Origin of the sequence: Rhodococcus sp. ACS1 (assembly GCF_002300155.1) — a bacterium.
Lineage (GTDB): Bacteria > Actinomycetota > Actinomycetes > Mycobacteriales > Mycobacteriaceae > Rhodococcus_F > Rhodococcus_F koreensis.
On the sequence record NZ_NSDZ01000004.1, the window covers coordinates 990376 to 1014413 of the forward strand.

Annotated in this window: 20 protein-coding genes; 16 read left to right on the top strand and 4 right to left on the bottom strand. The window is 68.0% G+C overall.

The features are described 5' to 3' along the window. Positions 1-26 precede the first annotated feature (26 nt). The 4 genes from CJ179_RS16890 (at position 27) to CJ179_RS16905 (ending at position 4088) form a co-directional block, all read left to right on the top strand. Complete coding sequence (locus CJ179_RS16890; RefSeq protein WP_095862312.1) at positions 27-1208, top strand: acyl-CoA dehydrogenase family protein; 1182 nt, start codon at positions 27-29, stop codon at positions 1206-1208. A gap of 37 nt (positions 1209-1245) precedes the next feature. Beyond that, positions 1246-2151 (top strand): biphenyl-2,3-diol 1,2-dioxygenase, encoded by a 906-nt coding sequence (bphC, locus tag CJ179_RS16895; protein ID WP_095862313.1) that lies wholly within the window; start codon positions 1246-1248, stop codon positions 2149-2151. A 171-nt stretch (positions 2152-2322) separates the two neighbouring features. Continuing rightward, positions 2323-3114 (top strand): IclR family transcriptional regulator, encoded by a 792-nt coding sequence (locus tag CJ179_RS16900; RefSeq protein ID WP_072946408.1) that lies wholly within the window; start codon positions 2323-2325, stop codon positions 3112-3114. Between the two features lie 20 nt (positions 3115-3134). Continuing rightward, positions 3135-4088 carry an alpha/beta hydrolase gene (locus CJ179_RS16905; RefSeq protein WP_072946407.1) on the top strand — a complete coding sequence of 318 codons (954 nt, stop codon included), beginning with the start codon at positions 3135-3137 and terminating at the stop codon, positions 4086-4088. Here the strand turns inward: CJ179_RS16905 and CJ179_RS16910 are convergent. Next, a complete protein-coding gene (locus tag CJ179_RS16910; protein ID WP_095862314.1) occupies positions 4085-4822 on the bottom strand; it encodes a PadR family transcriptional regulator in 738 nt (245 codons plus the stop codon). The genes CJ179_RS16905 and CJ179_RS16910 overlap by 4 nt on opposite strands. 129 nt (positions 4823-4951) lie before the next feature. Here CJ179_RS16910 and CJ179_RS16915 point away from each other — a divergent pair, with 129 nt between their 5' ends. The 5 genes from CJ179_RS16915 to CJ179_RS16935 all read left to right on the top strand — a co-directional run bounded on the left by CJ179_RS16915 (position 4952) and on the right by CJ179_RS16935 (position 9163). After that, on the top strand, positions 4952-5470 hold the full coding sequence (locus CJ179_RS16915; RefSeq protein WP_072946405.1) for a flavin reductase family protein: 519 nt from the start codon (positions 4952-4954) through the stop codon (positions 5468-5470). Positions 5471-5585: 115 nt separating this feature from the next. Further along, positions 5586-7262: an FAD-binding protein gene (locus CJ179_RS16920; protein ID WP_095862315.1), complete on the top strand. Its 1677-nt coding sequence runs from the start codon at positions 5586-5588 to the stop codon at positions 7260-7262. After that, positions 7263-7517: a hypothetical protein gene (locus CJ179_RS16925; protein WP_072946403.1), complete on the top strand. Its 255-nt coding sequence runs from the start codon at positions 7263-7265 to the stop codon at positions 7515-7517. It begins immediately after the preceding gene. Between the two features lie 12 nt (positions 7518-7529). Beyond that, positions 7530-8330, top strand: coding sequence for a mycofactocin-coupled SDR family oxidoreductase (locus CJ179_RS16930; RefSeq protein ID WP_072946402.1), 801 nt, complete (start codon positions 7530-7532; stop codon positions 8328-8330). Between the two features lie 2 nt (positions 8331-8332). After that, positions 8333-9163 carry a mycofactocin-coupled SDR family oxidoreductase gene (locus tag CJ179_RS16935; protein WP_095862316.1) on the top strand — a complete coding sequence of 277 codons (831 nt, stop codon included), beginning with the start codon at positions 8333-8335 and terminating at the stop codon, positions 9161-9163. Positions 9164-9229: 66 nt separating this feature from the next. Here the strand turns inward: CJ179_RS16935 and CJ179_RS16940 are convergent, their stop codons facing one another. Next, entirely contained in the window at positions 9230-10729 is a 1500-nt protein-coding gene (locus CJ179_RS16940; protein ID WP_095862317.1) for an MFS transporter, read from the bottom strand. Between the two features lie 463 nt (positions 10730-11192). Here CJ179_RS16940 and CJ179_RS16945 point away from each other — a divergent pair, with 463 nt between their 5' ends. From CJ179_RS16945 to CJ179_RS16975, 7 genes are all read left to right on the top strand, one after another. Further along, on the top strand, positions 11193-13037 hold the full coding sequence (locus tag CJ179_RS16945) for a glycoside hydrolase family 15 protein (protein WP_255315003.1): 1845 nt from the start codon (positions 11193-11195) through the stop codon (positions 13035-13037). Beyond that, positions 13034-14563 (top strand): alpha-amylase family glycosyl hydrolase, encoded by a 1530-nt coding sequence (locus CJ179_RS16950; RefSeq protein WP_083395768.1) that lies wholly within the window; start codon positions 13034-13036, stop codon positions 14561-14563. The genes CJ179_RS16945 and CJ179_RS16950 overlap by 4 nt, the downstream gene beginning before the upstream one ends. After that, positions 14560-17274, top strand: coding sequence for a glucosidase (locus CJ179_RS16955; protein WP_095862318.1), 2715 nt, complete (start codon positions 14560-14562; stop codon positions 17272-17274). The genes CJ179_RS16950 and CJ179_RS16955 overlap by 4 nt, the downstream gene beginning before the upstream one ends. A gap of 43 nt (positions 17275-17317) precedes the next feature. Further along, positions 17318-17800, top strand: coding sequence for a nuclear transport factor 2 family protein (locus CJ179_RS16960; protein ID WP_072946397.1), 483 nt, complete (start codon positions 17318-17320; stop codon positions 17798-17800). Beyond that, positions 17800-18561, top strand: a complete 762-nt coding sequence (locus tag CJ179_RS16965) for an SDR family NAD(P)-dependent oxidoreductase (RefSeq protein WP_072946396.1) — start codon at positions 17800-17802, stop codon at positions 18559-18561. The genes CJ179_RS16960 and CJ179_RS16965 overlap by 1 nt, the downstream gene beginning before the upstream one ends. A 272-nt stretch (positions 18562-18833) precedes the next feature. Next, entirely contained in the window at positions 18834-19700 is an 867-nt protein-coding gene (locus tag CJ179_RS16970; RefSeq protein WP_072946395.1) for a TauD/TfdA family dioxygenase, read from the top strand. A 56-nt stretch (positions 19701-19756) separates the two neighbouring features. Continuing rightward, positions 19757-21292 (top strand): phospholipase C, encoded by a 1536-nt coding sequence (locus tag CJ179_RS16975; RefSeq protein WP_095862319.1) that lies wholly within the window; start codon positions 19757-19759, stop codon positions 21290-21292. Between the two features lie 10 nt (positions 21293-21302). Here the strand turns inward: CJ179_RS16975 and CJ179_RS16980 are convergent, their stop codons facing one another. Together CJ179_RS16980 and CJ179_RS16985 are read right to left on the bottom strand one after the other, a co-directional pair. Next, complete coding sequence (locus CJ179_RS16980) at positions 21303-22280, bottom strand: Gfo/Idh/MocA family protein (RefSeq protein ID WP_072946393.1); 978 nt, start codon at positions 22278-22280, stop codon at positions 21303-21305. A 108-nt stretch (positions 22281-22388) separates the two neighbouring features. After that, the gene (locus CJ179_RS16985; protein ID WP_072946392.1) at positions 22389-23807 is read right to left on the bottom strand and encodes an amino acid permease; all 1419 of its coding nucleotides are present in this window, start codon (positions 23805-23807) and stop codon (positions 22389-22391) included. Between the last annotated feature and the right edge of the window lie 231 nt (positions 23808-24038).

Here is a 24038-nt window from a genome sequence, read left to right on the forward strand (position 1 = left end):
CCGCTCGCAAAAGAAGGACACGACAGATGACCCACGAGGTTCTCGACAACATCATGGCGATCGCGGATCAGCTCCGCGATCAGGCTCCCGAGGCCGAGCGGATCGGCAGGCTGCCCGACGACACGGCGAAGAAGCTCCGCGAGGCCGGACCGATCAAGCTGCTCCAGCCCGGCAAGTACGGCGGCCACGAGGCTCACCCGCGCGAGTTCGCGGAGACGGTGATGGCCGCGGCCTCCCTCGACCCGGCAACCGGCTGGGTGTGCGGCATCGTCGGCGTGCACCCCTGGCAGTTGGCGTTCGCCGACCCGAAGGTGCAGGAGGAGGTGTGGGCGGCCGACAACGACACCTGGATGGCCTCGCCGTACGCGCCGACCGGGATCGCGACCCCTGTCGACGGCGGGTACCTCTTCAGCGGACGCTGGCAGTTCTCCTCGGGCACCGACCACTGCGACTGGATCTTCCTCGGCGCGATGCTCGGCGACAAGGACGGCGCCATGGCGCTGCCGCCGAAGATGCTGCACATGATCCTGCCGCGCAGCGACTACGAGATCGTCGAGGACTCGTGGAACGTGGTCGGGCTCAAGGGCACCGGTTCCAAGGACATCATCGTCCGGAACGCCTTCGTCCCCGACTACCGGGTGATGGACGCCGACGAGGTCATGAACGGCACCGCGGTGCAGAAGTTCGGCCGCACCGAGACGCTGTACAACATGCCGTGGTCGACGATGTTCCCGCTCGGGATCTCCTCCGCCGTGGTGGGAATCGCCGAGGGCGCCCTGGCCGCCCACCTCGACTACCAGCGCGACCGCGTCGGCGCGCAGGGCACCGCGATCAAGGACGACCCCTACGTGCTGTTCGCCGTGGGTGAGGCCGCGGCCGACATCAACGCCGCCCGCCAGGAACTGCTCGCCAACGTCGACAGGATCTGGGACCTCGTCGAGTCGGGCAAGGAGGTCACGTTCGAGGACCGCGCCGCCGGACGCCGCACCCAGGTGCGGGCCGCGTGGCGGGCGGTCACCGCCGTCGACCAGATCTTCGCCCGCTCGGGCGGCAACGCGCTGCGCATGGACAAGCCCCTGCAGCGGTACTGGCGGGACGCGCACGCCGGCCTCGCGCACGCGATCCACGTGCCGAGCACCGTGTACCACGCATCGGCGCTCAGTTCCCTCGGCCTCGACCCGGCCGACAACCTCAAGTCGATGATCTGACCGCCGTCCGAACACGAAAACACCAGAAGGACAACACATGACAGACATCAAGGGCCTGGGCTACGTCAAGATCCAGACCAACGACCTGGAGCGGTGGCGCACGTTCGCGTTCGACGTCCTCGGATTCGCCGAGGGGTCGGGCCCGGACGAGGATGCCCTGTACCTGCGCATGGACGAGCGCGCTGCCCGCATCGTGATCGTGCCGGGCGAGTCGGACGAGGTGGTCACCATCGGGTGGGAGGTCCGTGACCATGCGGGCCTGGTCCGCGTCCAGGAGGCCGTCGAGGGCGCGGGCATCGCCGTCAAGCCGCTGTCGGTGGAAGAGGCCGACGCGCGCCGCGTCGAGGAGGTCGTCACGTTCCAGGACCCGACGGGCGCGACGATCGAGATCTTCCACGGCGCCGTCCTCGACCACAGCCCGGTGGTCACCCCGTTCGGCGCGAAGTTCGTGACGGGGGCGCAGGGCCTCGGCCACGTCGTGCTGCCGGTGATGGACTTCGGCGGGGCGTTCGACTTCTACACCGAGGTGCTCGGCTTCCTGCCGCGCGGCGCGTTCCGCATCCCGGCGCCGCCGGAGTTCGGTCCGATGCGGGTGCGCTTCATGGGCGTCAACGAGCGGCACCACAGCCTGGCCCTCTGCCCCGCACCGCACGGCGGCGCGCCGGGTCTGGTGCACATCATGGTGGAGGTCGACACGCTCGACGCCGTCGGGCAGGCCCTCGACCGCGTCGTCAAGGACGGGTTCTCCGTCTCCTCGACGCTCGGCCGCCACACCAACGACAAGATGGTGTCGTTCTACGTGCGTGCCCCCGGCGGCTGGGACATCGAGTTCGGCACCGACGGCATGAAGGTGGACGAGACGTACTACTCCGCGGAGGAGATCACCGCCGACAGCTACTGGGGCCACGACTGGTCGGGGAGTGAGCCGCTGGCGGCGATGTAAGGGGTGTCCGGGCCCGGTGTGCGTATCCACTCGATGCGTGCACCGGGCCTTTCGGCTGTTCGGGGCCGTTCCGCCACCCACTATTGCAAATAGGTATATGCCTATTTATAGTAAGTGTCGCCAGTCACACAACGCGGCGCCGCACCGAGCAGCGCCGCTACGGAGGTCCCCATGACGACGACACTCAGCCCCACACCCACCGCCGGCCTCGATCGCGCCGCCCTTCTCCTCGACGCCTTCGACGGCCCGGGCAGGCTCACGCTCGCGCAGATCGTGCGCCGCACGGGGCTCCCGCGATCCTCCGCGCACCGAATGCTCGAGCGTCTCGTCCAGCTGCGGTGGCTCCGCCGGGAGGGCCGGGACTACGAACTCGGCATGCGGCTGTTCGAACTCGGGTCGCTGGCCGTGCACCAGGACCGTCTGCACCGGGCCGCGCTGCCGTTCCTGCACGAACTGCACCGGCTCACCGGGCACGCCGTGCACCTCGCGGTGCTCGAGGGAATCGACGTCGTCTACCTGGAGAAGATCGCCGGACGGTTCGGCGTCGGGCTGCCGTCCCGCGTCGGCGGCCGCCAGCCCGCGCACTGCACGAGCGTCGGCAAGGTGCTGCTGGCCCATTCGCCCGAGTCCGTGGTCGACCGTGTCGTCGAGGCCGGTCTGCCCCGCAGCACACGATTCAGCATCGACTCACCTGCCGCGTTCCGCGCCGAGTTGCAGAAGACCCGCGAACGCGGGGCGGCCTACGACCGGGAAGAGGATCTCGTGGGCGTCAGCTGCGTCGCCGTGCCGGTGGGCACCGAGGACAACGTGGTGGCGGCCATCTCCGTGTGCGGTCCGAGCAGTCAGATCAAGCTCGATCACCGTCTGACCGCACCGATTCGCATGTCCGCCAAGGGCGCCTGGCGCAACTACATGTCGACCGCGACACCGGGCGCCGGACGCGCCGACCGATACTCCGCCTGAGGCGGGACGAAGGAGCACGAATGCCGCTCGACGAGCAGGCCGAGACCATCCTGCGGGGACTGAACGAGAACTTTCCCCGGGTGGAAACCATGACGGGCGCCCAGGCGCGGGCGGAGACGAAGGCGGGACGTAAGGCCGTCGCCGACCCCGAACCGGTCGGTGAGGTGCGCGACCGGGAGATCCCCGGCGGTGCCGGATCGATTGCGGTACGGATCTATTCGCCCGCGGGGAACTCCGCGGGACCCCTTCCTGTCGTCGTCTTCTTCCACGGCGGCGGGTTCGTGATCTGCGACCTCGACAGTCACGACGGCTTCTGCCGCGCCATGTGCAACGGGATCGGCGCCGTCGTCGTCTCCGTCGACTACCGCCTGGCCCCGGAATCGCAATGGCCCGCCGCGGCGGACGACGCCTACGCTGCGACGCGCTGGGTCGCGCAGCACGCCCACGAGTTCGGCGCCGATCCGGACCGTCTGCTCGTCGCCGGCGACAGCAGCGGCGGCAACCTCGCGGCCGTCGCCGCGCTGATGGCCCGAGACCGGCAGGGCCCTGCCGTCGCCGGACAGCTCCTGATCTACCCCGTCATCGAACCGGCCTTCGACACCGAGTCCTACGACGAGTTCGCGGAGGATCACTTCCTCACCCGCGCTGCGATGCAATGGTATTGGGATCAGTACCTGCCGACGCACCGCGAGGCCGTACCCGCCTACGCCGCCCCGGTCCGGGCCGAGGACCTCGGCGGGCTCCCACCCGCAATCGTGATCACCGCCGAACGCGATCCGCTGCGGTACGAGGGGGAGAAGTACGCCGCGGCGCTCGCCGACGCCGGTGTTCCGGTACAGCTCGAGCGGGTCCGGGGAATGTTCCACGGATTCCTGACGATCGACGCGATGACCGCGGCGCAGACCGAACGCCGGGCGCTGTGGCCCCGGCTCCGGAATCTGGTGGCCGAACGCGTGCGCACCCCGTCCGACTAGTTCTCCGTCTCGGCCTCGTCGCCGGAGTCCCGCGCCGCCTTCATGGCGGCCTGGTACTCCTGCTGGGCCTCGCGGGAGCGCCGGATCGACGGTGATGCGGTCGGTTTCGGCACACCGGGATGTTCCGGCGTCCCCTCACCGTGCATCCGTTCGACGGCCTCGTCGATGTCGGCGAGCATCTGCTTCGCGAGTTCGCTCTCGGCGGCGTAGTAGCGCTCGGACCACTTGTTGACCATGTGCGCGAACGCCCACGTGGGTTCGACGTCCGAATCGCGGGCGTCGAGCGCGGCCTGCCTGCTCATCCCCTCCACATACGAGATGTGCTCCTTCAGGGCATCTTTGAGCTGCTCCGGCTCCGTGAGGTGGCCGAGCCACATGCGCAGCATCACCCCGTGCTTGAGGACGGGCGGATCGATCGGCGCCTCCCGCGCCCAGCTGCGCATGACGGTCATGCCCGCGTCCGTGATCTTGTACAGCCGCTTGGGTTTCACCCGCGCCTCGTCGTCCACGACGGTTCGCGACGTCACGTATCCCGCGTCTTCCAGCTTCTTCAGCTCCGAGTACACCTGACTGAACGACGGGCTCCAGTAGAAGAAGCGCACGCTGTACGAGGCCCACTTCTTGAGGTCGTAGCCGGACAGTTCCTCGCCGAACGACAGGATGCCGAGCACCGGCCAGCTCGTGGATCGGAGGCCGGCGAACCCGGAGCTCTGGGTGGGGTCGGACGAAGGCATTTCCCGAGCCTATCAACCGTGCGCCGCCGGTCGGACACGTGAAACCCTGCCGCTGGGCGGGACGGGGCATTTCCCGCCTGCAGGAGCCGCGGCCAGGCTGAACGCAACCCGTCGATCCGAGGAGACACGATGACCCGAACCGAAGAACCCGTGCCGCCGGTGGCACGTCGCATCGACCCTGCCGACCTCAAGTCGGTGCTCGGGCACTTCTGCACCGGCGTCACGGTGATCACCGCACACGACGGCGAGAATCCGCACGGCTTCACATGCCAGTCGTTCGTGTCGCTGTCGCTGGACCCGCCGTACGTGTCGTTCAGCCCCGCACGGACGTCGACCAGCTGGCCGCGGCTGCGGGCGAGCGAACACGTCTGCGTCAACGTCCTCGCTCACGATCAGCGGGACGTCTGCGGCACGTTCGCGACCAGCGGCGCCGACAAGTTCGCTGGAGTCGGGTGGTCGCACGCCGGCAACGGCGCCCCGGCGCTGGACGGAGTGCTGGCCCGGGTGCAGGCTACCGTCGAATTCGAGCACGACGCCGGAGACCACACGATCGTCGTCGCACGCGTGACCGGACTGGACGTGCTCAGGGATGTGCCGCCGCTCCTGGTGTACCGCGGCGGGCTCGGCATCTTCACCGCCGCCACCTAGCTCTGTCTCCCGCTCGGCGGCGGTGCCGCTGTCTCCCACTCCGCGGGAAGGGCTGTGGGAAAAAGCAATTGACACCAGCAGGGTGTGATCGAGACCACTTCGGAAGGTGTGCACGATGAGCGTAGACGAGCAGAACTGGGACCGGGAGGTCGATCTCCTGGTGATCGGCAGCGGTGCGGGCGGCATGACCGCCGCACTTGCCGGCGCCGAGCGGGGGCTCGACACCCTCGTCGTCGAAAAGTCCGCGGTGTACGGCGGTTCGACGGCACTGTCCGGCGGCGCCCTGTGGATCCCCAACTCGCCGATCCTCGTCCGTGAAGGCCGCGCCGACGACCCCGGCGACGTCCGGAAGTACCTGGAGTCGATCGTCGGCGACAGCGTGCCCGCCGAACGCCTCGACGCGTACATCGAGCAGGGCCCGGCGATGATGCAGTTCTTCGAACAGCACTGCCCGCATCTCCGGTTCTCCTGGTGCGAGGACTATTCCGACTACCACCCGGAGAACGTGGGCGGACGGCCGAAGGGGCGGACGGTCGAACCGCTGCCGTTCGACATGAACCAGCTCGGCGCCGACCGCGAGCTGCAGCGCCCGAACTCCCTCGCTATGCCGGGCGGGCTCTACATGACGTCCACCGAGTTCCGGCACCTCAACATGTTCTTCCGCACCTGGGCCGGACGCCGGACCGCGCTGGGCGTCGGCTGGCGTTCGGTGGTGGCGATGGTGCGGCGCAGGCGGATGGAGACCCTGGGGCAGGCCCTCGTCGGCAGGCTGCGGCTCAGCCTTCAGGAGGCCGGCGTCCCGCTGTGGCTGAACTCCCCACTGAAGGGGCTGATCACGGACGAGTCCGGGGCCGTCACGGGCGCGGTCGTCGAGTCCGGGACGCGGGAACTGCGCATCCGCGCCCGCCGCGGCGTCATGATGGCCACCGGCGGATTCGAGCAGAGCGAGGAGATGCGGAAGCGGTACCTCCGGGAGGGCGGCAAGGACAACTACAGCGCCGGCTCACCCGACAACACCGGTGACGGAATCGTGGCCGGTGAGCAGGTCGGCGCCGCCCTCGACCTGATGGACGACGCCTGGTGGATGCCGTCGTTCCGGCGCCCGGACGGAATCATGCACGTCCTGGTGTCGGAGCGGTCGATCCCGCCGTCGCTGATCGTCGACCAGAACGGCAAGCGGTTCACCAACGAGGCATCCCCGTACGTGTCGTTCGTCCACGACCAGATCGCAGGCGGTCACGACCCGGTGTGGTTCGTATTCGACTCGAAGGCGAAGAGCCGCTACCAGTTCGGCGGGGTGATGCCCGGGCAGAAGTTCCCGGCGGAATGGTTCGAGACGGGCCTGATGCTGCGTGCGGAGACCCTCGGGGAACTGGCGCAACAGATGAGCGTGCCCGCCGACGCGCTGTCCGCCGAGATCACAAGGTTCAACGGGTTCGCCCGGGCAGGTGTCGACGCCGATTTCGGTCGCGGCGACAGCGCCTACGACCGCTACTACGGCGACCCGCGACTGCCCAACCCGACCCTGGACGAGGTGGACAAGGCCCCGTACTACGCGGTGCGGATGGAGGCCGGCGACCTCGGTACCAAGGGCGGGCTCGTGTGCAATGAGCACAGCCAGGTGCTGAGCGGCAACGGCGAACCGATCCCCGGGCTGTACGCCACCGGAAACACGTCGGCGTCCGTGATGGGCAACGATTACGCGGGCGCCGGCGCGACGATCGGCCCCGCGATGGTGTTCGGCTGGGTCGGGGCACGCCACGCCGCAGCCAGTGCAGGGGCGGTGAGCTGAGTGCTTCCCGTCGAATGCCGGCGCTGCGGTAACGCGGTGCTCGTGGAGAAATACAGCGAGGCGCACACGAGCGTGCAGTGGCTGGGCGACGCCGAGCAGACCTGCCCGGAATTCGCTCTGCGTGCGCAGGAGGGTGAGCACTCGATGTTCGTCCCCACCTGCGGTGCGCTGCGCGGATCGATCGACGACGCGGTGGAGGACGGGCGGGTGGGGATCTCCCTGCGCAGCTACCCGACCCCCGGCCGCCTGGACTAGAGGGGACAACCGATGTCACGGATGGCAGGCAAGGTCGCCTTCATCACCGGTGCCGGAAACGGCATGGGACGCAGTCACGCGGTCCGGCTCGCGGAGGAGGGCGCCGACGTAATCGCCGTCGACCTTCCGTCGGCCGCAGCCGATCTCGACGAAACCCGAAGGCTGGTCGTCGAACTCGGACGCCGAGCGGTCGTCGCCCACGCCGATGTGCGGGACCCGGCGGCGCTGCGGGCGGCCGTCGACGCCGGAGTCGCGGAGCTGGGACCCCTCGACGTCGTCGTCGCGAACGCGGGTGTCTGCGACAACCCCGGCCCGGCCTGGACGATCGACGACGAGATCTGGCACCGATCGCTCGACGTCAACCTCACCGGCGTCTGGAACACGGCGACCGCCGCGGTCCCGGCGATGCGCGACGGCGGCGGTTCCGTCGTGATCGTCAGTTCGACCGCAGGCATCAAGGCGGTGGCCGGGGCCGCCCACTATTCGGCGTCCAAGACCGCGGTGGTCGGGTTGGCCCGGACCCTCGCCACCGAACTCGGACCGCAGTTCATCCGGGTCAACGTGCTGCACCCCGGTGCCGTCGGCACCCGCATGACCCTGAACCCCGAGACGATGGCACGGCTGCGGCCGGACCTCGAGAACCCGTCCCGGGAGGACGTCGTCCCCGTCCTCGCGGCCAACCACATGCTGCCCGTTCCGTGGCTGGACTCGCGGGACGTCAGCAATGCGCTGCTGTTCCTGGCCTCGGACGAATCGCGATACATCACCGGCACACAACTCGTGGTCGACGCCGGACTGACCCAGAAGGTGTAGAGATGACAGGTCGAGTGAACGGAAGAGTCGTCCTGGTCACCGGTGCCGCACGCGGGATCGGCCGGGCGCAGGCACTGCGATTCGCACAGGAGGGCGCGGACGTCGTGGCCGTCGACCTGTGCGGGCCGGTCGGCACGGTGGTGACGCCACCGGCGAGCCCGGAGGATCTCGAGGTGACCGCGAAACTGGTCCGGGACACGGGCCGCCGGATCGTGACTGCGCAGGTGGACGTGCGTGACGGAACGGCGCTCGCGGATGCGGTGACGGCGGCGGCCGGGGAACTGGGCGGGCTGGACTTCGTGTGCGCCACGGCGGGCATCACGTCCTCGGGCGCCGCGCTGGAGCTCGACTCCGAGACGTGGCAGACGATGCTCGACGTCAATCTGACGGGGGTGTGGCAGACGTGCAAGGCGGCGGCCCCGCACCTGATCGAGCGCGGCGGCGGGGCGATGGTCCTGACGAGCTCCATCGCCGGCCTGCGCGGTCTCGTCGGCGTCGCCCATTACACCGCGGCCAAGCACGGGGTGGTGGGCCTGATGCGGTCGCTGGCCAAGGAACTCGCGCCGCACCGGGTGCGGGTCAACAGCGTGCATCCCACCAACGTCGACACGGACATGATCCAGAACGACATGGTGCGGCGGGCGTTCCGGCCCGACCTCGAGCACCCCACCCGGGAGGAGTTCGCGGCGGCCGCGGTGACGATGAACATGCTGCCGATTCCGTGGATCGAGCCGGTCGACGTGGCCAACGCCGCGCTGTTCCTGGCCTCGGACGAGGCGCGGTACATCACGGCGGTCGCCCTGCCGGTCGACGCGGGCAGCGTCAGCAGATGATTGTCGCGGGCAGCGTCAGCCGGTAACACTCAGTCGCGACGCCGGCCGAACCGGCGACCGGGATCGTCACCGACGAGGCTTTCGCCACGGCCGCCGGAACGGAGAACTCACATCCTTGTGGGGCGGAGCCGTGAATTCGGTCTGCACCGACGAGATGGCCTGCTGCGCCGGGCCCGACGGCGACCCGGTGCGGGGCAGGAACGTGGCCGCGACGAGCCCGACCAAGCCGACCGCCGCCAGGACGACCATGGCGAGCGCGTACGACCGCTCGGGGGTGGAGGTGATTCCGGCGACGAGGACAGTGCCGGCGATCGCGGCGCCGAGGGACGAGCCGAGATTCGACACGCTCCGTGACAGGCCGGAAATTTCGCCCTGCTGGTGCTCGCCGAAGGCCGACTGCACGATGTTGACCGACGGGGTGAGCATGACACCGAGACCCAGTCCGATCAGCAGCAGTCCCGGCGCGAACGCCCAGACGTTCGGGGTGCGACTCACCAGGGCCAGCAGCACGGTTGTCCCGCCGATCACGACGAGGAAGCCGGCGAGGATCAGGGTGCGCTGCGCGTGCCGCTTCGCGAACCGTTCGGCAGCGAGGGAGGCCGCCAGCAGACCGGCCGTTTCCGCGGTGAAGATGACGCCGGTCTCGACCGCGTCGTAGTCGCGCACGACCTGGAGGTAGGCCGCGACCACGAATGACACTCCGGTGAGCAGCAGCCACTGAGTGTTCTGGGTGACCAGGCCCAGATTGGAAGTGCGGTTGCGGAACAGCGCCGTCGACAGCATCGGTTCCGTGCCGGCGCGTTCCTTGGCCCGCACCGAGCGTAAGAACCACACCAGCACCAGGGCGCCCGCAATGATGAGGGTGATCATCAACCAGGCGTTGTTGTCCGCGGCGAGGATTCCGGTGACGATCAGGACGAGGCCGACCGCCGAGAGGATCGCCCCGCCGGTGTCGAACGGACGTGTGCGGTCCGGCGGTAGCGGATCGGTGATGTTCCGCGCCAGCACCACGATGATCGCGATGACCAGGGCCTGGAACACGAATGCCGCCCGCCAGCTGATCGCCGAGGTGATGAGGCCGCCGATCAGCGGCCCGGCGGCCGCGCCGATGCCTCCCATCGCGCTGATCGCACCGAAGGCGCGGGCTCGCGAGGTGACCTCGGTGAACAACAGCGTGGTGAGGATGTAGACGGGTGGGATCAGCAGGGCCGTGCCCACTCCTTCGAGGATCGAATTGCCGAGGATGAGAATGCCCAGGCCGGGGGCTGCTGCGCTCATCACGGCACCGACTCCGTAGATGACCAGGCCGACGGTGAAACAACGCTTCCGCCCGTACTTGTCGGTCAGCTTGCCGCCGGGGATCATCAGTGCCGCCATCACCAACAGGAAGATGGTGATCGCAACCTGCACACCTTGCACGCTGGTGTCCAGGTCTTCGCTGATGTCGTTGATCATCACGTTCATGTTGGAGCCGGCGAAGCTGCAGATGAACTGGGCCAGCGCCAGCGGGATCAGAACCCGGCGGAGAGCGGCCGAGCGGTGACCTGCCTCGTTTCGTGGAGCCATCTCGCACCTGTTCCGGGTTGGCGGCCGTGACTTCGTCTCCCGGCGCACAGCCTCATGCAGTGTGCGCCTACGCGTGAATACGCGCCGTGCTCAGGGAATCAGACGTTGAGTGATGGAGTGATGTTACCGCCGGACGAGTTGGTCGGCCAGTGAAATCGACGCCGGCGGCCCAGCGACCGTTGTTCCCGGGTTCGGCCCCGCAACAATGTTGCGGGGTGGTGAATTCACCTCCATTGCCTACTCGTTCGGAGGACACTTGCCCCGAAGGCCATTTCTCGCTCGTCCTGGGAAGGGAACTCCATGTCCGAGGAGTTGTCGGTCAAACAAGTTGTGGCACAAGGGACCGCGATGGCTCTGGGCCGCGTCGAGGTCGAATCCGGCGGACCTTTCATGAGTGTCGCGACCGTGTCGATGAACACCAAGTAAACAGTACGGCAACTCTTTTCGACCATGCAGGAAACATCTGAGGATGGGGAGATCGGTTATGCGTATCGAGGATTACGGACTCATCGGAGATCTACAGACAGCCGCTCTGGTGGGCCGCGATGGCGCCATCGACTGGCTGTGTCTGCCTCGCTTCGATTCCGCGTCGTGCTTCGCCGCCCTGGTCGGGGACGAACGGCACGGCCGCTGGAGCCTGTCCCCGGTCGGCGAGGCGCGGGTCAGTGCTCGCCGCTACCGTCCGGGGACGCTGGTGCTCGAATCGGATTTCGAGACCGCCGACGGCATGGTGCGCATCATCGACTTCATGCCGCGGCGCGGCGACGGTCCACCCCGGGTGATGCGAATCGTCCAAGGTGTGCGCGGCCGGGTGCCGATGAAGATGGAACTGGTGATTCGCCCCGACTACGGGACCATTGCCCCGTGGGTGGAGCCGGAACCGGACGGAATCCGCGCCACCGCAGGACCGGACGCCTTCCGCCTCTGCACACCCGTGCCCCTGCAGATCAACAAGGGGACGGTCGGCGCCAGGTTCGTCGTCACCGAGGGTGGCCGTGCCCGGTTCGCTCTGTGCTGGCACTCCTCCTTCGAAGACGCGCCGACGATGGAGGACGCCGACTCGGCGCTGGCCCGCACCGAGGCGTGGTGGCGAGAGTGGAGTGGGCGCTGCGTGTACTCGGGCCCCTACCGCGATCAGGTGCTGACCTCCCTGATCGCGCTCAAGGCCATGACCTACGAAAAAACTGGCGGTATGGTCGCCGCGCCCACGACCTCCCTGCCCGAGGACGTCGGGGGAGTGCGCAACTGGGACTACCGCTACTGCTGGCTGCGTGACTCCGCGCTCGCCCTCGAGGCGTTGCTCGCCGCCGGGTATACCGACGAGGCGCTCGCCTTCCGGGATTTCCTCACGCGCGTCGGCACCGGCGATCCGACGAAGATTCAGATCATGTACGGAATCAGCGGGGAGCGGCGCCTCACCGAATTCGAACTCGTCGGCTTCCCCGGCTATGAAGACTCCCGGCCGGTCCGAGTCGGCAACGCGGCATCCGAGCAGTTCCAGCTCGACGTCTACGGCGAGGTCGTCGGCATGCTCTTCGCCGGTGCGGAGATCCTCGGCCGGATCGACCCCCGGCGGTGGCCGCGCTGGCAAAAGCTCATCGAGCACATCGAAACCATTTGGCGCGAACCCGACGACGGCATCTGGGAGACCCGCGGGCCTCGCCGGCATTTCACCCACTCCAAAGTGATGGCCTGGGTGGTCTTCGACCGAGCCGTGCGCCTGGCCGAACGGTTCGAACTCCCTGCCCCCATCGAGCGTTGGAGGCAGGTACGCGACGAAATTCACCGCGATGTCTGCGCCCATGGGTTCGACAGGCAGCGAAACACTTTCACGCAGTATTACGGGTCCGAGGAGCTCGACGCGAGCGTGCTCACCATTCCGCTCGTCGGCTTCCTGCCCGGTTCGGATGCCCGCGTGAGCGGAACGATCGACGCGATCACCCGTGGGCTCGGCCGCGACGGGTTCGTCTCGCGCTACTCGACGGCGCAGACCGACGACGGATTGGCCGGCGACGAAGGGCAGTTCCTGGCATGCTCGTTCTGGTTGGTCAGCGCGCTGGCCTTGAACGGGCGGACCGAACACGCCCGGGCCCTGTTCGAGCGGCTCATTGCCCTGTGCAACGACCTGGGCCTGCTTGCGGAGGAGTACGACGTCCGCCGGCGCCGGCAGGTCGGCAACTTTCCCCAGGCGTTCAGCCATCTCACGCTCATCGGCGCGGCGTATGCCATTGCCGGTGCCGAAGGCGGCGCACAAGTGGCCGATTCCGATCCACTAGGTGTTTCGACGCGCAGGATGACACCGGCATGATCGTGAATGTCACACACGAGGAAGGCGGGCCCGCGGCTTCGCGCTGGCGATCGGCGACTCATCCCTTCCTGTACGAGATCAACACCTGGCCGTGGTTGAACCGGTTGAGCACCGACACCGGTCGTCGCATCGACCTCGGGAGCGTGCCCGACGAGCACTGGGACGCCATCGCGGACCTCGGTTTCGACGCGGTGTGGCTGATGGGCGTATGGGAGCGCAGCCCGGCGGGTGTGACCATCGCGTTGGCCGACGGCGAACTCGTTTCCGCATTCGAGGCGACGCTCGACGACTACACACCGTCCGACGTCGTCGGATCGCCGTACTGCATCCGTGACTACGAGGTCGACTCGAATCTGGGCGGTCGGGCGGGTCTCGCGGCGGCGCGGGCAGCCCTCGCGAGGCGGGGACTCGGCCTGATCCTGGACTTCGTCCCGAACCATGTGGCACCCGACCACCCCTGGACGACAACTCATCCCGAGCGTTTCGTCCAGGGCACCGCGGCGGATCTCCGACACGACGCCACGTCGTTCGTCGATGTCGCCGGCCGGGTGCTGGCCAACGGGCGGGATCCCTACTTCCCGGCGTGGCCCGATGTCGTGCAGCTCAACGCCTTCTCCCCGGACCTGCGGTCGGCGGTGGTGGACACGCTCCGCCGGATCGCAGAGCAGTGCGACGGCGTCCGATGCGACATGGCGATGCTCATGATGAACGACACGTTCGGCCGAACGTGGGGCGCCCGGGCAGGCGACGCTCCCGCCGACGACTACTGGCCGACTGTGATTCCCGCGGTGCGCGAGAGCCATCCGACGTTCCATTTCATCGCCGAAGCGTACTGGGACCTGGAGTGGGCGCTGCAACAGCAGGGCTTCGACTTCTGCTACGACAAGCGCCTCTACGACCGCCTGGTCCAGGGGGATGCCGAGCAGGTGGGCGGCCATCTCCTCGCCGACCGCGACTACCAGGAGAAGCTGGTGCGGTTCATCGAAAATCATGACGAGCCAAGGGCAGCGACGGTATTCGACCCGGCACGGGAGAACGCTGCAGCGGTGGCGACACTCACCCAGACCGGGGCGCGTCTCGTGCACGACGGCCAGATGGAGGGCCGACGCGCACGGCTGCCGGTCTTCCTCGGGCGCTTCCCCACGGAGCCCGTCGACACCGACCGGTCCCTGTTCTACCGCTCGCTGCTGACGGCACTCGGCGACAACACGTTCCGCACCGGCGTGTGGCAGCTGTGCGACCGCTCGGGCAGCCCTGGCAACGACCGCACCGAGGATCTGGTCGCGTGGTGCTGGGACGGCGACCGTCGATGGCTGGTCGTGGTGAACCTGGGCCCCGACACCGCGATCGGCTACGTGCGCGTGCCGTGGCACGACCTGCGCGGCGTGCCTTGCCGGCTCGTCGACCCCACCCACGACGCGGTCTTCGACCGTGCCGGCACCGACCTCTGCGACGGTCTGTACGTCGAGCTCGGTCCGTGGCAGTGGCACCTTTTCCGTATCGACTCCGCAGAGGAGCACACATGAGCAAGCATGCATCCGACGGACGCACCACGGCGGAACACGCCCGCCTCGCCGAGGCCACCGGCCGTGCCGAGGACGACCTGTTCGCGGCGAACCCGTGGTATGAGTGGGGTCCCTACCTGTCGGAGAGGGCGTGGGGCACCGTGCGCGAGGACTACAGCGACAGCGGCGACGCCTGGGAGTATTTCCCCCACGACCACGCCCGTTCACGCGCCTACCGATGGAACGAGGACGGCATGGCCGGGCTGTCCGACATCCACCACGACCTGTGCCTGGCGCTCACGCTGTGGAACGGCGCCGATCCGATCCTCAAGGAACGGATGTTCGGTCTCACGGGCCCGCAGGGCAACCACGGTGAGGACGCCAAGGAGTACTGGTGGTACCTCGAGGGCCTTCCGAGTCACGCACTCCTGCAGTGGCGATACCACTATCCGCAGGCCGAGTTCCCCTATCAGCAGCTGGTCGACGAGAACGCACGCCGCGGCCGCGGCGAATTCGAGTTCGAACTGCTCGACACCGGGGTGTTCGACGACGGTCGCTTCTGGGTCGTCGACGTCACGTACGCGAAGGCCGGTCCCACCGAAGTGCTGGCCCGCATCACTGTCCGGAACCACGGACCCGAAGAGGCCGACATCGACGTCCTCCCCACGGCATGGTTCCGCAACACGTGGCGTTCGTCCGGGAGCGCCGAGATCCCCGGCCTGTCCCTCGACGGGGACGCCGTCGTCGTCGATCACCCGCGCCTGCGCGGCTATCGGCTCGAGGCGGCCCCCGCGAGCGACGGGACGCGGCCCGAACCCTTGTTCTGCGACAACGAAACCAACACCGCCCGGCTGTTCGGTGCGGCACCGATCAGCCCGTTCCCGAAGGACGGCATCAACGACCACATCGTCGCCGGCGCAGACACCGTCAACCCCGACCTACGGGGAACGAAGGCGGCGTGGCGCTATCACCTGACGGTTGCCGCCGGGGAAACCGTGGAGCTGCGACTGCGCCTGTGGCGGCCCGAGCCGACCGGCTCTGCACCACAATCGACGATATGGTCGACGACCGCGTTCGACAACGTCCTCGCCCGCCGGCACGCGGACGCCGACGAGTTCTACCGCACCCTCGCCCCGAGCGACATCGATCCCGAACGCATGCGGATCCTCCGGCAGTCGTGCGCCGGTCTGATCTGGAGCAAGCAGATGTACCCGTATCGGATGACGACCTGGCTCGACGGCGATCCCGCCGAACCGGCTCCACCGCCGGGACACCGCAGCGGTCGCAACACCGGGTGGCGGCACCTCGACTCGTTCGACCTCCTGGCGATGCCCGACCTGTGGGAATACCCCTGGTTCGCCGCGTGGGACCTCGCATTCCACACGGTCCCCTGGGCACATCTCGATCCCGCCTTCGCCAAGTACCAGCTCATCGTGCTGCTCAAAGAGTGGTTCCTCCACCCCAACGGCGCCCTCCCCGCCTACGAATGGAGCTTCGACGACGTGAACCCGCCGGTGCACGCCCTGGCCGCACTGCGGGTATTCCTCATCGACGGCGGTGAGGACGTCGAGTTCCTCGAACGTGTCTTCCAGAAACTCCTGCTCAACTTCACGTGGTGGCTCAACCGCCAGGACCCCGACGGGAACAACCTCATCGGCGGCGGCTTCCTCGGGCTCGACAACATCAGTCCCCTGGACCGCTCCCACCTCCCTCCGGGGGTACGGCTGGAACAGGCCGACGGGACGGGGTGGCTGGCCTATTACTCCGCCGCCATGCTCGTTCTCGCCCTGACCCTGGCCGACGACAACGATGTCTACGAGGACATGGTCGTCAAGTTCCTGGAGCAGTTCGCGTTGATCACGGCGGCGCTCGACGAGTCGGGGCTGTACGACCCGAACGATGGATTCTTCTACGATCGGCTCGTCGACGCCGGTGGTAACGCCACGCCGATCCGGGTGCAGACTCTGGTCGGCGTGATACCGGTCCTGGTGGCTGTGTCTGTTCCCGAGCGCAATTCGGAACGGGCGCAACGGCTGAGCAAGCGCTTCGCTCGTATGGTGCGCGCGAAGGGAACGGGCTCGGATCAGTCGTGGCGGGTGCGGACCGCCGACACCGAGCGCCGACTGCTGCTGTCGCTGCTGACGGAGCAGCAGCTTCGAACCGTGCTCGCGACACTCTTCGACGAGGACGCCTTCCTCTCACCGCACGGGCTGCGCTCGCTGTCCAAGCAGTTCGAGTCGCCATACACCCTGCCGGGCACACCGGACGCGGTGATCGACTACCAGCCGGCCGAGTCCCGCACTTCGATGTACGGCGGCAACTCGAACTGGCGGGGCCCCGTCTGGTTCCCCGTCAACTACCTCGTGATCCGGGCGTTGCTGCAGTACGCACAGTTCTTCGGTGACGACTTCACCATCGACTACCCCACCGGTTCGGGGCGACGCCTCACCCTCCGGCAGGTCGCCGACGACCTAGCCGACCGCCTCGTCGGCATCTGGCTGCCGGACGCCGAAGGGAACCGGCCGGTGAACGGCGGCGAGAAACTACTCCAGACCGACCCCGCATGGAAGTACAACCATCTGTTCTACGAGTACTTCCACGGCGACAACGGTGCCGGTCTCGGCGCGTCCCACCAAACCGGCTGGACTGCGCTTGTGGCCGATCTGATCCTCGACCCGCCCGGTCGTAGCGCATGGATCGTCGGATCCGACGCCAATCCTGCCGATCCGTGATAGAACAGGTGTCAGTTTCGGGGGTGGACGAAGGGTGAATGCCGTGGATCTCGAGGCCGTCGCCGCGATCAGCAGGCTCAAGTACACGTATCTGCGGGCCCTGGACACGAAGTGCTGGGACGAGTTCGCCGACACGCTCCTTCCCGACGCGACCGCGAACTACGGCGAGCATCTCGCGTTCGAGTCGCGGGACGCCCTGGTCGCGTTCATGAAGTCGAATCTGGGGCCGCAGACCATCACCGAGCATCACTGCGGTCACCCGGAGATCGACGTCGACGGCGACACGGCGACGGGGCGGTGGTTCCTCTCCGACACCGTGCTGATCCCGGAGCACGACATGGTGCTGCGGGGGGCGGCGTTCTACTCCGACCGCTACGTCCGCGGGCCGGACGGTCGATGGCGGATCGCCCACACCGGATACGAGCGGACGTACGAGGCGGTGATGTCGCTGTCCGACATTCCCAGCTTCCGGCTGACGGCCAACCGGTGGGCAGCCGACGCGCAATCGGACCGAGGGGACTCGTGATGGGGACATTGGACGGCAAGGTCGCACTGATCACCGGCGCCGGGCAGGGCGTGGGCGCCGGGATGGCGTTCGCGCTGGCCAAGGAGGGTGCGCGGATCGCGGTGGTCGGGCGCACGGAGGCGAAACTCGTCGACACGTGCGCCGCCATCGCCGACTTTGGCGGCGTGGCCGAGCCGATCGTCTGCGACGTCAGCAAACGCGATCAGCTGGCACCGATGGTCGACCGCGTCGTGGAGGTGTTCGGCGGGATCGACATCCTCGTCAACAACGCCAACGCGAGCGCGCTCGGACCGCTCCTGGAGATCACGCCGAAGCTTCTCGACCGCGCGATGGCCGTCGGCCCGGTGGCCACCCTGTTCCTGATGCAGCTGTGTTACCCGCACCTGAAGGCGCGCGGCGGCGGCTCGATCATCAATCTCGTCAGCTCGTCGGCGGTGCGCTGGGACACGAGCGGTTACGGGCTGTACGCGGCCACCAAGGAGGCGATGCGCTCGCTCACCCGGACCGCGGCCAGCGAATGGGGCCCGGACGGCATCCGCGTCAACGCCATTGCGCCGCACGCGCTGTCCCCGGGGCTGAAGTGGTGGACGGAGACCAATCCGGAGGAGGCCGCCGAGTTCGTGAAGTCGATTCCGCTCGGCCGGATCGGTGATTGCGAACGCGACATCGGGCGCGCCGTCGTCTTCCTCGTGGGTCCCGACGCCGGTTACCTGTCGGGGGCCACCATCCCGCTCGACGGCGGTCAGGCGCGCTGGAGCTGATCGCACGCGATTGCCGCGAGCTTGCTCATTTCCCTCCCATCCGGTAGGAATTGCTTCGTGCATACGACTCACCTGGTGCGACGCCTGACCGTCGACCTGTGCCGTACGTGCGCCAACATCTGTTGTTGCTGATGGCCCCGGCGCGCGTACCGCGTGCTGTCCATTCCTCGGTAGGCTCCGGCATCCGGTAATTCCTCACGCATCCTCCGCGTTCGCAGGTCCGGGCCGGTGCTCCCGTACCCAGGCACGATCCACCTTCGCGGAAAGACATCATGAGCACTGCATTCGAAACCAGGACAGCGTCGCTGACGCTCGACAAGTTCGGCCCCTCGTTCGGGGCCGAGATCATCGGACTGGACGTCGCGTCCGCCACCGACGCCGAGGTGGCCGCGATCCGTTCGGCGCTGACCGAGCACAAGGTGCTGGTCCTGCGGGGCCAGTCGCTCGACGACTCGGGCCACATCGAGTTCGGTCGCCGGCTCGGTCGGCTTACCGCGGGCCACCCCGTCCACGACAGCGGCAACGTGGCCCGGGAGGTGTACGCGCTCGACAGCCAGGACAACGGTTTCGCCGACGTGTGGCACACCGACGTCACGTTCATGAAGCGGCCGCCGCTCGGGTCGATCCTCCGTCCCGTCGTCCTCCCACCGCACGGCGGCGACACCAACTGGGCCGACAGCCAACTGGCGTACGAGTCGCTGTCGCTGCCGATCCGGCAGATGATCGACCAGCTGACCGCGGTCCACGACGGCAACCGCGAATTCGGGTACTACCTCGCGCAGAAGCGCGGCGGCAAGGGAAACGTCTGGGACGGTGAGGAAGTCACCGCACTCGTGCCCGTCGAGCATCCCGTCGTGCGGGTTCACCCGGAAACGGGCCGCAAGGGCATCTTCGTGAACCCGGGCTTCACGTCCCACATCGCCGGAGTCTCCGAGGCGGAGAGCCGGGGGATCCTCGACTTCCTGTACGCCCACCTCACCAAACCGGAGCACGTCGTGCGGCACCGCTGGCGCCTCGGCGACCTCGTGCTGTGGGACAACCGCAGTACCGCGCACTACGCGAACCGCGACTACGGAACCCAGCACCGCGTCATGCACCGCATCACGCTGGAAGGCGATGTGCCGGTGGGCCCGCAGTAGGGCAACGTGCGCATTCACCGGGCGGGCGGCGTCCGCAGCGACTAGCGTCACGATCCGTGACCCCGGCATCGGACATCTCACGACGCAAGTTCCTCGCCTCCGCCGCAGCGGCAGGCGGCGCCGCATTCCTCAGTTCGTGGGCGGGCCCGGTGATCGACCGGGCGTACGCGCAGGATCCGGGTGGCAGCGGGTCGCTGAACGACATCGAGCACTTCGTCTACCTCATGCAGGAGAACCGCTCGTTCGACCACTATTACGGCACGCTGTCGGGGGTGCGCGGCTTCGACGACCCGTCGCCGGCGTGGCAGCAGTACGGCTGGACGCCGGGCGTCGGGCCGACGCCGACCGGGTTTCTCAACCCGTTCCGGCTCGACACCACGCAGGGCACGCACCTCGACGGCGAATGCATCAACGACCCCACCCATTCGTGGGGTCCGCAGCACGACGCGTGGAACGGCGGCGCGATGGACCGGTGGATGCCGGTGCACATCGCGCACGAGGGGCCGCTCAACGGTCCCGCCACGATGGGCTACTACACGCGGGCCGACATCCCGGTGCACTACGACCTCGCCGACGCCTTCACGATCTGCGACCACTACTTCTGCTCCGTGCTCGGGCCGACGGACCCGAACCGGCTCTACTGGATGACGGGAACGATCGACCCGGACGGGCTGGCGGGCGGTCCGCTCGTCGAGACGCCGACCGTGATCCCGAGGTTCGCCTACTCCTGGCGCACCTATCCGGAGAACCTGCAGGAGGCCGGCGTCAGCTGGAAGGTGTACGCGAACAAGGACCTCGGGCCGGTGTCGAGTGTCGCGCTCGACGGGATGCTCGGCTGCTTCACGCAATATAGCGACCCGAATTCGGAACTCGCTCGCCGCGGCCTCGATCCGACGTACCCGAACGACTTCCGGGCCGACGTCGCGAACGGCACCCTGCCCGCGGTGTCCTGGATCGTCCCCAACATCTTCACGTGCGAGCACCCGGCGCTGCCCCCGGCCGCGGGTGCGGTCGGGATCGTCGAGGTGCTCGACATCCTCACGTCCAACCCGGCGATCTGGGAGAAGACGGCGCTGATCATCAGTTACGACGAGAACGGCGGCTTCTTCGACCACGTCACCCCGCCCACCCCGCCGCCGGGCACCCCGGGCGAATACCTGACGGTCCCGTTGAACACGGTGTCGGAGAGCGAGAACAATCCGGGTCCGATCGGCCTCGGTTTCCGGGTACCGTCGCTGATCATCTCGCCGTACAGCCGCGGCGGCCTCGTCGCGTCCGACACGTTCGACCACACGTCGCAGCTGCGGCTGCTGGAGAAGCGGTTCGGCGTGCCCGTCCCCAACCTCACCGACTGGCGCCGCGGCGCCGTCGGCGACATGACGTCCGCGTTCGACTTCTCGTCGGCACCGAACTCCGGTGTTCCCGCGATGACCGACCCCGGGCCACGCCTGCAGGCGGCGATCGCGCAGTGCGGGCCGAACGTGGCCGCGGGGACGCTCAACGCCGGTGCGCCCTACCCGGTTCCGCCGAACCAGATGCCCGTGCAGGAACCGTCGCCGCTGCGGCGTCGGCCCAGCGGGCTGATCATGTAGCAACCTGCGCTCAGAGTCGGACCGTCCGGCCCTCGTCGATCGACTGCAGGATCGCCAGCGCGGCGGTCACCGAACGCAGTCCGTCGTGTCCCGTCGCCACGGGTTCACCGTCCCCGCGGACGGCGTCGACGAACGCCCGGATCCCCGGTGCGTAGAGGTTGTCGACGGCCTCGAGCGGGACGGCCGTGTCCTGCCCGTTCGTGATCATGCGCAGCGTCCCGGTGGGATCGGGGCGCATGCAGTCGGTGGCGACGAGAGTGCCCGACTTCCCGTGGATCTCGAATCCGGTGACGCCACCGGGGACCGTGTACGCGTCGTGGAGGGAGAACAGGGTGTTCGTGCCGAGGACGCCGCTCGTCATCGCGGCATCCGCCGGACCGTCACTGAGCCCCTGGCACACCCCCACCGCCGTCACCGTGGTCGGTTCCATCCCGGTCACGAAGCGGAGCGTGTCGATGTCGTGCACCGCGAGGTCGAGGACGACGCCGCCGCCCACGCCGTCGAGGCGCCACCCACGCAGGGCCTGGCGCAGCAGGATCGTGTTGCTCACGCGCACGGAGAGGATGTCGCCGATCGCGCCCTCCGCCAGCATCTTCCGCGCCGCTCGATGAACGGGGTGGGTGCGGAGGTGATGGTTCGTCGCGAACACGACCCCCGCGGCCGCGGCCGCGTCGACCATCTTCTGTGCCTGAGTGACGTCGAACGAGAGCGGCTTCTCGCACAGCACGTGCAGACCCGCGTCGATCGCGGCCATGGCGTGGTCGAAGTGCTTGTCGTTCGTGGAGGAGATGTAGGCGGCCTGGACGTCCCCGCCCACCGCCTCGCGCAGGTCGTCGGTGGCGGACTCGATGTCGTGGGTCCGCCGGTAGTCCTCTGCGCGCGCCGCGTCACCGCTGAGCACGACTGCCGCGGTCTCCCCGCACTCGCGCAGCGCGGGGAGCACGCGGGTGGCAGCGATGTTGCTCGCGCCGAGAATCGCCCACCTCATGAGCTTCGGTCCTTCCTGGGGCCGGTGGGTCCGGCCTTCCCTCGGCGGACTGTACGCCGAGTTCAGTGAGCGCACTACTGTTCGTTATACGAACATGCGGGACCGGGCTCAGGGGCGGAGGGCGTCGACCGTTTCTTCGCCGGAGGTCGTGGGATCCGGAGCCGCGTCGCCGGCCTGACGGGTCCGCTGACGGTAGATCCCGATTCCGACCACCACGACGGCGAGGCCCATCGAGACGTACATCTGGCTCCTGGTCTCCGGCAGCACGAGCATGCCGATGCAGAGCGCGATGATGGCGGCGATGGTGCACCACGTCAGATACGGGAACAGCCACATCTTCAGCGTGAGGTCCTTGCCCTCGGCCTCGAGCCGGCGCCGCATGCGCAGCTGCGACACCGAGATCGCCAGCCACACGAACAGGGCGATCGCGCCCGAGGAGTTGACGAGGAACAGGAACACGGTGTCCGGGTACAGGAAGTTGAGGCCCACTGTCAGGAACCCCACGACCGTCGAGACGAGCACGGCCTGGCGCGGAACGCCGGACGAGCCGATCTCCGACAACGAGGCCGGGGCGTCGCCGCGGCGGGAGAGCGAGAAGATCATGCGGCTCGCCGTGTACAGGCCGGAGTTCAGGCAGGACAGCACGGACGTGAGCACGACGACGTCCATGATGTTGCCTGCCGCCGGGATGCCGAACGAATCCATGACCGCGACGTATGGGCTCAGCGCGACGGAGGCGTCGTCCCAGGGGAGCAGCGTCACGACGATGGCGATGGACCCGATGTAGAAGATGAGGATGCGCCACACGACGGACCGCACGGCGTTGCGCACCGCCGCGACGGGGTTCGCGGATTCACCGGCCGCGATGGTGGCGATCTCGGCGCCGAAGAAGGAGAACACGACCACGAGTACCGCCGCGAAGACGGCACCTGCCCCGTTGGGGAAGAACCCGCCGTGACCGGTGAGGTTGGTGAGTCCGGGTGCTTCGACACCGGGCAGGAATCCGCAGATCGCGAGGATGCCGAGTCCCAGGAAGATGACGATCGCCGCGACCTTGATCGACGCGAACCAGAATTCGAACTCGCCGAACGACTTCACGGACGCGATGTTCGTCAGCGTGAGCAGCACCATCAGGATCAGTGCCCAACTCCACTGCGGGACGTCGGGGATCCACCGGTTCATGATGACGGCGCCCGCTGTCGCCTCGATGCCGAGGACGATGATCCAGAACCACGCGTAGAGCCAGCCGATGCTGAATCCCGCCCATCGGCCGATCGCCTGGTCCGCGTACGCGGAGAACGAACCGGTCTCGGGGTTGGCGGTCGACATCTCGCCGAGCATGCGCATCACGAGGATGACGACGATGCCTGCGAGTGCGTAGGCGACCAGAACGCCGGGGCCCGTCTCGCGGATCGCGACCCCGGAGCCCACGAAGAGGCCTGCTCCGATCACCCCCGCGATAGCGATCATCGAGAGGTGCCGCTTCTTCAGTGTGTGCTGAAGTTGCGGATCGGTGGTTCCTGACATGGAGAAATCCCTTCGGCGCTACTCCGGATGTGATGTGGGTCGCTGATTCGAGAAAGTGTGGACGAGTCGCGACGGCCGCGGAACCGCCGATTCGGTGAATTTGGAGCGGCCGGGATAGACGAATCGGCAGTACCACGCATCTATGCGGCCTTGACAAGGCGGAAACGCTATGGCTACCGTCACATTATTCAACCAGCGGACACGCGTTCGGCATACGAACACACTGGGTCC